We start from the raw sequence: 12,257 nt of genomic DNA, 5'->3' as shown, positions 1-12,257 counted from the left end.
CTACGTATGCGAGAAGAACAGGCATTGTTGGCACAGGACTATGCCTTGGAACAAGCTGAAGAAAAAGGATTAGAACGTGGCCGTGCAGAGGGGATCGAAGAGGGGTTAAAAGTAGGTTTAGTAAATCTAGTTCGCCAAGGTCTTCTAACACCTGAGGTTGCCAGCCAGCAATTGGGAATGACCGTTGCTGAGTTTGAGGCCTTGCTGAGTTTGAGGCCTTGTTGTAAGACTATTACCAATAATGGTCAAAATGGCGTTCTTAGAACTAAAAAAATACAGAGGAACCAGCAAAGATAAGGTTCGTAAACCGTGGTTGGAGTTTTTGTAAATCAGTAAATCAATGACAGATTTTTCCGCGATAGATGGAAGAATCTGTTTTTTAATTTACTAAATGTTGGCTCAAAAAACTAAGATAGCTTACCCTTTTACTCATGTTTTTTTGATTTATTTGAAGTATAACCTGATTAAATTCCTATTTTTCCCTATCATTGTCCCTATTTTTTCTGGAGTTTCGGGGCTATAATAGTCCTATCAAATCAAAGAATGGAGGAAGACAATGGATAATATAATTTTTTTTATCAGTGTTTTTCTTGCTGGAATTCTTTCCTTCTTTTCTCCTTGTATTTTACCCTTGTTACCGGTTTATGCAGGGGTCTTACTGGATGACAAAGATAGTTCTCAGGCTTCTAGTGGCAAATTTTTAATCTCAGTTGTCAGTTTATTGCGAACTCTGGCCTTTATAGCGGGGATTTCCTTTATTTTTATCTTGCTGGGTTATGGAGCTGGTTTTTTAGGCAATTTGCTTTATGCTTCTTGGTTTCAGTATGTGACGGGTGCGGTTATCATTCTCTTAGGCTTGCACCAGATGGAAGTCTTACATTTTCAGGAACTTTACAAGGAAAGAAGGCTACAATTACAGAGACAGGGGCAAAAGGGGAAGGGCTATAGTCAGGCATTTTTACTAGGATTGACTTTTAGTTTTGCTTGGACGCCATGTGTAGGGCCGGTTCTGGCCTCTGTTTTAGCCTTGGCGGCTTCAGGTGGTTCAGGTGCTTGGCAGGGAGCTGGTCTCATGTTGGTTTACACGCTGGGTTTGGCACTACCATTCTTGCTTCTAGCTCTAGCCTCCAGCTATGTTTTGAAACATTTCCGAAAGCTCCATCCTTATCTCGGAACCTTCAAAAAAGTGGGTGGTTTCCTCATTATCGTGATGGGAATCTTGGTGCTTTTGGGAAATGCTTCCATTTTGACTACATTATTTGAATAGAGAGGAAAGAGAAATGAAAAAATGGCAAACATGTCTCCTTGGAGTCGGCTCAATCTGTTGCTTGGCAGCCTGTTCGGCTAAAAATATGTCAGACGAAGCTACTATGAAGGAGCAAACCAAAACAGAACAAGTCAGTTCACAAACTGCCACCAAGGGTCAGATAGTTGCTGATTTCGAACTGACAGGAGTAGATGGCAAGACATACAGCTTGTCTGATTACAAGGGAAAGAAAGTCTATCTCAAATTCTGGGCTTCTTGGTGTTCCATCTGTCTAGCCAGTCTTCCAGATACGGATGAAATTGCTAAGGCTGCTGGAGACGACTATGTGGTCTTGACGGTAGTGTCACCAGGACATAAGGGTGAACAAGCAGAAGCTGACTTTAAGAACTGGTACAAGGGCTTGGATTATAAAAATTTCCCAGTTCTAATTGATCCGTCAGGCAAACTTTTGGAAAGTTATGGTGTTCGTTCTTATCCAACTCAAGCCTTTATAGACAAGGAAGGTAAGCTAGTCAAAACGCAACCTGGTTTTATGGATAAGGATATGATTTTAAAAACATTGAAAGAAATGGGGTAGAGAAAGGTCATGAATGATAAAGTAAAATTGTTTGTCTTGGCAGGAATCTTTTTCCTAGCCATAACCGGTTTCTATTTTCTATTGATGCGAAATGCAGGGCAGACAGATAGCTCGCAAATTGAGAAAGCGGCAGTTAGCCAAGGAGGAAAAACAGTGAAAAAAAGAGAAGTGAGTAAAGATGCAGACTTGCACGAAATTTATCTAGCTGGGGGATGTTTCTGGGGAGTTGAGGAGTATTTTTCTCGAGTTCCCGGAGTGACGGATGCCGTTTCAGGCTATGCAAATGGTAGAGGGGAAACAACCAAGTACGAGTTGATTAATCAAACAGGTCATGCGGAGACTGTTCATGTCACCTATGATGCCAAGCAAATTTCCCTCAAGGAAATCCTGCTTCATTACTTCCGTATTATCAATCCAACCAGCAAAAATAAACAAGGAAATGATGTGGGAACCCAGTACCGTACTGGTGTTTATTACACAGATGACAAGGATTTAGAGGTGATTAACCAGGTCTTTGATGAGGTGGCTAAGAAATACGACCAACCTCTAGCAGTTGAAAAGGAGGCCTTGAAGAATTTTGTAGTGGCTGAGGATTACCACCAAGACTATCTCAAGAAAAATCCAAATGGCTACTGCCATATCAATGTTAATCAGGCGGCCTACCCCGTCATCGATGCCAGCAAATACCCCAAACCAAGTGATGAGGAATTGAAAAAGACCCTGTCACCTGAGGAGTATGCAGTTACCCAGAAAAATCAAACAGAACGGGCTTTCTCAAACCGTTACTGGGATAAATTTGAATCTGGTATCTATGTGGATGTAGCAACTGGCGAACCCCTCTTTTCATCAAAGGATAAGTTTGAGTCTGGTTGCGGATGGCCTAGTTTCACCCAACCCATCAGTCCAGATGTGGCTACCTACAAGGAAGATAAGTCTTACAATATGACACGCATGGAAGTGCGGAGCCGAGTTGGAGATTCTCACCTTGGCCATGTCTTTACGGATGGACCACAGGACAAGGGTGGCTTGCGCTACTGTATCAATAGCCTTTCTATCCGCTTTATTCCCAAAGACCAAATGGAAGAAAAAGGCTACGCTTATTTACTAGATTATGTCGATTAAGAGGGCTTTCCTAAGCAGTTAGAGGAGAATTTTGCTATACTGATACTAGTAAGTGACAAAGGAGAGAAGCATGACCTATACAATCTTAATTGTAGAAGATGAATATCTGGTAAGACAAGGCTTGACCAAACTGGTTAATGTAGCAGCCTACGATATGGAAATCATCGGTCAAGCTGAAAATGGAAGACAGGCTTGGGAATTGATACAAAAGCAGGTGCCAGATATCATTTTAACCGATATCAACATGCCTCAGCTAAATGGCATCCAGTTAGCCAGTCTGGTCCGAGAAACCTATCCTCAGGTGCATTTGGTTTTTTTAACTGGCTACGATGATTTTGATTATGCCTTGTCTGCCGTCAAACTCGGTGTGGATGACTACCTGCTCAAGCCCTTTTCTCGTCAGGATATTGAGGAAATGTTGAGGAAAATCAAGCAAAAGTTGGATAAGGAAGAAAAAGAAGAGCAGTTACAAGATTTATTAACTGATAAGTTTGAAGGAAACATGGCCCAGAAAATCCAGTCCCATCTGGCTGATAGCCAGTTTAGTTTAAAGTCTTTGGCCAGTGACTTGGGCTTTAGTCCGACTTATCTGAGTTCTTTGATTAAGAAAGAGTTGGGCCTACCTTTTCAGGATTATCTGGTGAGAGAACGTGTCAAACAAGCCAAGCTCTTGCTTTTAACTACAGATTTGAAGATTTATGAGATCGCAGAAAAGGTTGGTTTTGAAGATATGAACTACTTTACCCAACGTTTTAAACAGATTGCAGGTGTGACACCTCGTCAGTTTAAGAAAGGGGGAGGTCGATGAAGCGTTCTTCTCTTCTAGTCAGAATGGTTATTTCCATCTTTCTGGTCTTTCTCATTCTCCTAGCTCTGGTTGGGACTTTCTACTATCAATCTAGTTCATCAGCTATTGAGGCTACCATTGAAGGCAATAGCCAGACGACTATCAGCCAAACTAGCCACTTTATCCAGTCTTATATCAAAAAATTAGAAACCACCTCGACTAGTTTGACCCAGCAGACGGATGTCCTAGCCTATGCTGAGAATCCCAGTCAAGACAAGGTCAAGGGAATCCGAAATCTGTTTTTGACCATCTTAAAGGCAGACCAAGACTTGAAAACGGTAGTTCTGGTCACCAAATCAGGTCAGGTCATTTCTACAGATGATAGTGTGCAAATGAAAACTTCCTCTGATATGATGGCTGAGGATTGGTACCAAAAGGCCATTCATCAGGGGGCTAAGCCCGTTTTGACTCCAGCTCGTAAATCAGATAGTCAGTGGGTCATTTCTGTCACTCAAGAACTTGTTGATGCAAAGGGAGCCAATCTGGGTGTACTTCGTTTGGATATTTCTTATGAAACTCTGGAAGCCTATCTCAACCAGCTACAGTTGGGCCAGCAGGGTTTTGCCTTTATCATCAATGAAAACCATGAATTTGTCTACCATCCTCAACATACAGTTTACAGCTCGTCTAGCGAAATGGAGGTCATGAAACCCTACATCGAGACAGGTCAGGGCTATACGCTAGATCACCAGTCCTACGTCAGTCAAGAAAAGATTGCTGGAACTGATTGGACGGTGCTTGGGGTGTCTTCGCTGGAGAAGTTAGAGCAAGTTCGGAGTCAGCTCATGTGGACCTTGCTTGGAGCCAGTTTCACCTCTCTTCTTGCCTGTCTCTGTTTGGTGTGGCTTAGTCTTAAACGCTGGATTGCTCCTATGAATGACTTGAGAGAAACCATGCTGGAGATTGCTTCTGGTAATCAGAATCTTCGTGCCAAGGAAGCTGGTGCTTATGAACTGAGAGAAGTGACTCGCCAATTTAATGCCATGTTGGATCAGATTGATCAGCTGATGGCGGATATTCGCAGGCAGGAAGAAACGACCCGTCAGTACCAACTTCAAGCTCTATCGAGCCAGATTAATCCGCATTTCCTCTATAACACCTTGGACACAATCATCTGGATGGCTGAATTTCAGGATAGTCAGCGAGTGGTTCAGGTGACCAAGTCCTTGGCGACCTACTTCCGCTTGGCGCTCAATCAGGGTAAAGATTTGATTTACCTGTCTGACGAAATCAACCATGTCCGCCAGTATCTCTTTATCCAGAAACAACGCTATGGAGACAAGCTGGAATACGAGATTGCTGAAAATCCTGCCTTTGATAATCTAGTCTTGCCTAAGTTGGTGTTACAACCCTTGGTAGAAAATGCCCTTTACCATGGCATTAAGGAGAAGGAAGGTCAGGGACATATTAGAGTTTCTGTCCAGAAACAGGATTCAGGACTAGTCATCCGCATTGAGGATGATGGCGTTGGCTTCCAAGTTGCTGGCGATAGTAGTCAAAGTCAGCTCAAACGTGGGGGAGTTGGTCTGCAAAATGTTGACCAACGGCTCAAACTTTATTTTGGAGCCAATTACCAGATGAAGATCGATTCTGCCCCTTTAAAGGGTACGACAGTTGAAATATACATAAATAGAATAGAAACTAACTAACTCCCAGTCAATTCTGGGAGTTTTATGCAGGTTGGAGCAAGATTTTCAGGTTGTCTATCTTGCTAAAAAGTAGAAAAAACGATATGATAGATAGTGATAAAAGAGGTATCAAGTATGAAGGAAAAAGACATTCAAAGAGAGACAAGCCAGATTGTAGAAGATGTATTGGAAAAGGCCAATTTGAAGCAAGGATCCATCTTTGTTTTGGGCCTTTCTTCTAGTGAAGTGATAGGTGGTCAGATTGGCAAGGAATCCAGCCAAGAAATTGGCGAAATCATTGTGAAGACTATCCTAGATATCCTAGAGGAAAAAGGAATTCATCTAGCTGTTCAAGGTTGTGAACATGTCAATCGGGCCCTCGTTGTTGAACGTCAGGTGGCAGAGCAGTTTGGTCTGGAAATGGTCAGTGTCCTTCCTACCCTTCATGCAGGAGGTTCGGGTCAGTTGGCAGCCTTCAAGTTTATGAAGGATCCAGTTGAGGTTGAATTTATCAAGGCTCATGCTGGATTGGATATCGGAGACACTGCAATTGGCATGCATGTTAAGCATGTTCAGGTTCCGATTCGCCCTCTTTTGAGAGAGATTGGTCATGCCCACGTAACGGCACTGGCTAGTCGTCCAAAATTAATTGGAGGTGCGCGTGCGCACTATCCACAAGATTCTATTAGAAAGTCGTGAAAATGAGAAAAACAAAACAGCAACTAGAAAAAATCACAAAATATTCAATTCGTAAGTTAACTGTTGGGGTAGGTCCTGTAGCTATCGGAGCCTTCCTTTTTGGAGCCAGTACCCTTTCAGTAGATAAGGTTCAAGCCAATGAAGTTGGCAGTGCTCATAGTGTTCATTACCGTTATTTGGCGGAGCAGGAATTGACCGAGTCTGAAAAAGCCCTGATTCACCATGAGGTTCCTACAGAATTTCAAGATGATGATATCCTATATGTAGTTTATCGTAAGAAGGCAACTAACAGTCAACAACTTCCATACACAGGAAGTAAGGAACTAGCGTTGGCAGGTCTTGGTTTGGCAACGGCCTCACTAGCAGTCTTTTTGGTGTCCAAAAAAGGTCGTAGAGAAGTTCTAGGTGTTCTCTTGATTGGTTCTTTAGGAGCCAGCACCTTTGTACCTTATGGAACATTTGCATTTGAAAATAAAGAATTGCTTTCTTATAACCAAACTATTTCGGCCTCAACACATGAAGGTTTGGCTGAAGGGATTATCCATATTGATGGCTATGAATACATTGGATACTTCAAGGAAGCAGAACTCCATCCATCAAGACCAGCTTCAGCTGAGAAGCCTCAGTTGCCAGTAGAAAAGCAAAATGTAAATGAAATCGAGAAAACAGAAGTAGCTCAGGAAAGACCTGCTGTTGCTTCGGAAATTGCCGTCGAAAAACCTGTAGTAGAGACTCCAGTTGCTCCTGCTGTTGAAGAAAAACCAGTTTCAGCTGAGAAGCCTCAGGTTAGACAGGAAGAGAGCTTGGTTGAGATTCCTTTTGAAACGGTCACAAGCCCAGATGCGAATCTAGCAGAAGGACAGACTCGTATCGTCACAGCCGGAGTAAATGGTCAGCGTCGAATTGTAACCAAAGTTTCGATGGTCAATGGTCAAGAAGTTAGAGAAGTCATTGAAGACCAAGTGGTTCAAAATCCTGTGTCGCAAGTCATTGCAGTCGGAACTAAGAAAGAGGTGCAACCTGCCCCAACTCCAGTACCACAAGCTGAACCAACTTACCAAGTAGCTAAAGGTACGCAAGAAGAAGGGAAGGTGGGTCAGGCCTTAACACAAGCTGAATTACCAGAAGCTATAGTAGAGTCTAAAGGAACCCAAGAGGCAGGCAAAGAAGGTCAAGCACTAACACATCCAGAATTGCCAGAAGCTACCGTAGAGTCTAAAGGAACTCAAGAGGCAGGTAAGGAAGGTCAATTTTTAACGCAACCGGAACTACCAGAAGCTATAGTAGAGTCTAAAGGAACTCAAGAGGTAGGTAAGGAAGGACAAGCCTTAACGCAACCGGAACTACCAGAAGCTATAGTAGAGTCTAAAGGAACTCAAGAGGCAGGTAAGGAAGGTCAAGCTCTAACACAACCGGAACTACCAGAAGCTATAGTAGAGTCTAAAGGAACCCAAGAGGCAGGTAAAGAAGGTCAAGCACTTGTTCAAGATCAATTACCTGAGTATAAGGTGACTGAGGGAACCCTTGTTGAAGAATCAACTACAGAAATTGACTACAAAACTGAAACGACTGAGGATCCAACTAAGTATACAGACGAAGAAACTGTCCTACGAAATGGTGAAAAAGGAAGTCAAGTTACAAAAACAACCTATAAAACGGTAGAAGGTGTCAAAACTGACCAAGTTCTTTCAACTAGTACGGAAGTGACCAAGGAGCCTATAAATCAACAGGTAAGTCGTGGAACAAAATCAATTGAAGGAACTCTGGTAGAAGAAAGTATTGAAAAGATTCCATTTAAGGAAAAAGTTGAAGAAGATGCTCAACTGAAAAAAGGCTTAGAAGTTGTAGCTCAAGAAGGTAAAGAAGGTCAGAAAAAAATCACCAAGACCTTTAACATCATCAAAGGAGTTAAAACAGAGGACGCTCCAAAAGTTACAGAGGAAATCCTTGAGGCACCTCAAGACCGAATTTTGAAACGTGGTACCAAGACCTTTGAAAAACCAGTATTGACCATCACTGCAGTTGAACCTAAGGATTTGAAACGGACTTCAGATGTTAAATACAGTCTAGAAAATCCAAGCAAGGCGGCCATTAAATCTATCACCTTAACTCTGAAAAAAGGTGATGAGATTGTGAAAACATTGAATGTTTCACCTGACAACTTAACAGCTAGCCTGACAGATTTGCAATACTACAAAGATTATAAGATTGAAACTAAGATGGTTTATGACCGTGGTGAAGGCGATGAGGAAGTAGTTCTGAATGAAGAACCTCTAAGAATTGACCTCAAAAAAGTTGAAATCAAAAATATCAAAGAAACAAGCTTGATGAGTGTGGACGCTGACGGTAATGAAACAGATACTAGTTTGCTTACAGAAAAACCAGCTGATGTTGCCCCACTTTACCTACGAGTTACAACTCACGACAACAAGGTTACACGACTTGCTGTTGACAAGATTGAAGAAGTAGAAAAAGACGGAAAAACTTTATATAAAGTTACTGCCAAAGCACCAGACTTAGTTCAACGTAATGCAGATAACACACTTAGCGAAGAGTATGTTCATTACTTTGAAAAACAAAAAGCACACGAAGGTGATGTATATTATAGCTTTGACGACCTTGTAAAAGCTATGCAAAAAGACCCGACTGGCACATTTAAGCTTGGTAGCAATATCAATGCTGCTAACGTTAAACCAGCAGGAAAATCTTATGTTACTAATGCTTTTAAAGGAACATTAACAAGCACTGACGGTAATAAATTTACCATTAGTAATATGAACAGACCTTTATTCGGTGATATTGTCGGTGGTACTGTTAAAGATTTACTACTTGAAAATGTAAATATCGACATGTCAGGGACTGATAGGATTGCACCGATAGCAAATGTTATCAAAAATAATGCTACTGTAGAAAACATTAAAGTAACAGGTAACGTTGTTGGTAATAATGATGTATCTGGTGTTATCAATAAAATTGATGGTAGTGGAAAATTAAGTAACGTTGCATTTATCGGTAAAGTACACGCTGCTGGAAATCGAGGTGGTTACTTAACAGGTATCGTCGGTGAAAACTGGAAAGGTATTGTAGAAAAAGCTTATGTTGATGCTGAAATCACAGGTAACAAAGCTAAGGCTGCCGGAATTGTATATTCATCTCAAAACGGTGGTAACAACAATACTTTAGGTAAAGAAGGTACTCTTCGAAACTCTGTAGCAAAAGGCTCTATTGAACTCAAAGAAGCCGTTATGTCTGGTGGACTGTTAGGGACTAACTGGGCACTAGGGGCTATAGAAGACAACATCACTATGATGAAAGTTAAGACTGGTGAAATGGTCTTTGGTCACTCTGATATTGATGCTGATGATTACTTTACATACTCTAGAACGAAGCGCAACTACAGTGTTGAGGGTGTAAGTGAAGGTAAAACAACTTATAAAAATTCTAAAAAAATTCCTAGCATAACTAAAGAAAAAGCTGATGAATTAATTGCTAAAATGGGAATCACTGCTGATAAATTCGAAAGCACACTTCCTATTGAAGACAAACTGAACAATATTGTAAGTAAAGCTGATCAATACAAAAATATTGATGACTATGATGCTTCTCGTGAGCTTGCTTATCGTAATGTTGAAAAACTTCAACCGTTCTACAACAAAGAATGGATTGTAAATCAAGGAAATAAATTAGCTGCTGATAGTCCATTAATGACCAAAGAAGTATTGTCTGTAACTGCAATGAAAGGCAATGACTTTGTCACAGACCTTACAGATGCCGACCATATTATGGTTCACTACGCAGATAAGACAAAAGATATCTTTACGATTTCTCCTAAGAACTCTCAAGTTAAACAAGTGAAAGAATACAGTGTCGCTGAGCTTGGTGAAGTCGTTTATACACCAAATATGGTGGTTAAAGATCGTTCAGATTTAATCAGCGCTATCGAAAGCAAGTTAAGTCCGGTTGAATTGCAATCTGACCCGATTTACCAACACTTGGGTAGAACTGGTGGCAACAAAGTCAATGCAATTAAGGACTTGTACTTAGAAGAAAGCTTCAAGTATGTTAAAGATAATCTTACTCAATTCGTTACGAAGTTAGTGGAAAATGAAGATCATCAACTGAACACAGATGAAGCTGCTAAACGTGCATTAATTAAGAAAATTGATGACAATAAAGCTGCAGTCCTTCTTGGATTAGCTTATCTAAACCGTTACTACGGCGTTAAATTCGATGACTTTAACATTAAAGAGTTAATGTTATTCAAACCGGACTTCTATGGTAAGAATGTTAATGTGTTAGACTTCTTGATTAAGATTGGTTCTAAAGAAAGTAACATTAAAGGTGATAGAACTTTAGAAGCTTATCGCGAAGCTATCGGTGGAGTTATCGGTATAGGCGAGTTAAACAGTTTCTTAGACTATAATATGCGTCTATTCACAAATGATACAGACTTAAACGATTGGTTCATAAAAGCTACTAAAGATAATGTATATATCGTTGAACCAAAAACAACAACTCCTGAATTTGCTGATAAGAAACACAGAGCATACGAAGGATTAAATAATGATGTTCACGGTAAGATGATTCTTCCTCTATTAAACTTAAAAGATGCCCACATGTTCTTAATCTCAACATATAACACTATGGCTTACAGTTCATTTGAAAAATACGGTAAGAATACTGCAGAAGAACGCGAAGCATTCAAAGCTGAAATCAATAAAGTCGCTAAAGGTCAACAAAATTACCTAGACTTCTGGTCTCGCTTATCATTAGATAAAGTTCGTAATCAACTGCTTAAGAGCAATAACATGGTTCCAACTCCTGTGTTAGATAACCAAAACTATAAAGGAATCAGCACAGATAAATACGGACATACGAATAGCGGTAAGGATGTAGCGCCTATCCGTGAATTGTACGGACCAACAGGTCGTTACCATGCTACTGACTGGCGTATGGGAGCTGTAGCTCGTATTTACGGCAACCCTTATAAAGATGATTCTGTATTCTTCATGGTTACTGATATGATCAGTGACTTCGGTATCTCAGCCTTCACTCACGAAACGACTCACGTAAACGACCGTATGGTTTACTTAGGTGGTTCTAGACACCGTGAAGGTACTGACCTAGAAGCATTCGCACAAGGTATGTTACAATCTCCTGCTGAAACAAGTCCAAACGGTGATTTCAAAGCACTAGGATTGAACATGGCCTACGAACGTCCAAATGACGGAAACCAATGGTATAATACTAATCCAAACGATCTGACATCTCGTGAAGAAATCGATCACTACATGAAAGGTTTCAATGATACGCTCATGCTTCTTGACTACCTTGAAGGTGAAGCCGTTATTGATAAACAGGATAAAGCCTTAAATAGTGCTTGGTTCAAGAAAGTTGATAAAAAACTACGTAACGCTAATACGAAGAACCAATACGATGAGGTTCGTGATTTGAATGCAGAAGAAAAAGAATATAACTTAACATCTGTTAATGACTTAGTAGAGAAAAACTTCATGACCAAGCACGGTCCTGGTAATGGTCAGTATGATCCAACTGGATTTGGCTCTGCCTATGTAACGGTGCCTATCACTGCAGGTATCTATGGAGGTAACACAAGTGAAGGAGCTCCAGGAGCAATGTCATTCAAACATAACACCTTCCGTATGTGGGGTTACTTTGGATATGAAAAAGGCTTCCTAAATTATGCTTCTAACATGTTGAAAAATGAGTCTAAAAAAGCTGGTCATGCTACTCTAGGCGATGATTTTATTATCAAGAAAGTTTCTGATGGTAAATTTAATACTCTAGAAGATTGGAAGAAAGCATACTTCAAAGAAGTTGTTGATAAAGCGAAAGCAGGATTTAACCCTGTTACAATCGACGGTACTACATACAGTAGTTACGATGACTTGAAGAATGCATTTGCTGCAGCTGTTGATAAAGATAAAGCTACTCTTAAAAATGGATCAGTTAAATTTGATAATACTGTTTCCCTTAAAGAGAAATTATTCAAAAAACTTCTTCAACAAACAAACAGCTTTAAAACTTCAATCTTTAAATAATTGAAATCTCTCATCTGCTTTGCGGATGAGGGTTTTCTTATTTTGTGCTATACTT

The 12,257-nt window shown here is 40.6% G+C and carries 7 protein-coding genes and 1 pseudogene; all 8 read left to right on the top strand.

Features of this window, described 5'->3' with window-relative positions:
* Positions 1-207 (top strand): annotated as a pseudogene (locus tag HMPREF1048_RS0102675) (hypothetical protein); the annotation flags it as partial.
* Between the two features lie 349 nt (positions 208-556).
* Entirely contained in the window at positions 557-1,267 is a 711-nt protein-coding gene (gene ccdA2 / locus HMPREF1048_RS11830) for a thiol-disulfide oxidoreductase-associated membrane protein CcdA2 (protein ID WP_000368754.1), read from the top strand.
* Between the two features lie 13 nt (positions 1,268-1,280).
* Positions 1,281-1,844 carry a redoxin family protein gene (locus tag HMPREF1048_RS11825; RefSeq protein ID WP_000759252.1) on the top strand — a complete coding sequence of 188 codons (564 nt, stop codon included), beginning with the start codon at positions 1,281-1,283 and terminating at the stop codon, positions 1,842-1,844.
* A 9-nt stretch (positions 1,845-1,853) separates the two neighbouring features.
* Positions 1,854-2,966 (top strand): peptide-methionine (R)-S-oxide reductase MsrB, encoded by a 1,113-nt coding sequence (gene msrB, locus HMPREF1048_RS11820; RefSeq protein ID WP_000998572.1) that lies wholly within the window; start codon positions 1,854-1,856, stop codon positions 2,964-2,966.
* A 70-nt stretch (positions 2,967-3,036) separates the two neighbouring features.
* On the top strand, positions 3,037-3,774 hold the full coding sequence (locus HMPREF1048_RS11815; RefSeq protein ID WP_000222629.1) for a response regulator transcription factor: 738 nt from the start codon (positions 3,037-3,039) through the stop codon (positions 3,772-3,774).
* Positions 3,771-5,462, top strand: coding sequence for a cache domain-containing sensor histidine kinase (locus tag HMPREF1048_RS11810; RefSeq protein WP_000831091.1), 1,692 nt, complete (start codon positions 3,771-3,773; stop codon positions 5,460-5,462). The genes HMPREF1048_RS11815 and HMPREF1048_RS11810 overlap by 4 nt, the downstream gene beginning before the upstream one ends.
* A 114-nt stretch (positions 5,463-5,576) precedes the next feature.
* A complete protein-coding gene (locus HMPREF1048_RS11805) occupies positions 5,577-6,140 on the top strand; it encodes a TIGR01440 family protein (RefSeq protein WP_000659512.1) in 564 nt (187 codons plus the stop codon).
* 2 nt (positions 6,141-6,142) lie between these two features.
* Complete coding sequence (locus HMPREF1048_RS11800; protein ID WP_001232698.1) at positions 6,143-12,202, top strand: ZmpA/ZmpB/ZmpC family metallo-endopeptidase; 6,060 nt, start codon at positions 6,143-6,145, stop codon at positions 12,200-12,202.
* The last annotated feature ends 55 nt before the right edge of the window (positions 12,203-12,257 follow it).

The sequence above is a fragment of the Streptococcus mitis SK575 genome (assembly GCF_000257865.1).
Classification (GTDB): Bacteria; Bacillota; Bacilli; order Lactobacillales; family Streptococcaceae; genus Streptococcus; species Streptococcus mitis_CQ.
Note: the sequence above shows the minus strand (reverse complement) of the source record. Positions and strands in the feature narration are given on the sequence as shown.